At 70.7% G+C, this 246-nt stretch carries 1 protein-coding gene; it reads right to left on the bottom strand.

What is annotated here, in order from left to right; all coding sequences use genetic code 11:
• Window positions 1-246, bottom strand: a 246-nt coding sequence (locus UK12_RS35895) for an acyltransferase domain-containing protein (protein WP_045307425.1), incomplete at both ends; no start/stop codon positions are given.

Below are 246 nucleotides of genomic sequence, written 5' to 3'. Positions count from 1 at the left end.
ACCCCCGCGACGTGCGCGGCCGCCAGCTCACCGATCGAGTGACCGGCCAGGAAGTCCGGCCGCACACCCCACGACTCGGTGAGGCGGAACAGCGCCACCCCGATCGCGAACAGCGCGGGCTGCGTGTAGCCGGTCCGGTCGAGGAGGTCGCTGTCGTCCGCGAACATCACCTCGCGCAGCGGACGCTCCAAGTGCTGGTCCAGGTGCGCGAACACCTCGTCCAGCGCATCCGCGAACACCGGGAAC

This window comes from Saccharothrix sp. ST-888 (assembly GCF_000955975.1).
Classification (GTDB): Bacteria; Actinomycetota; Actinomycetes; order Streptomycetales; family Streptomycetaceae; genus Kitasatospora.
The sequence above is the reverse complement of the archived record's forward strand: the minus strand, read 5'-3'. Positions and strand labels throughout refer to the sequence as shown.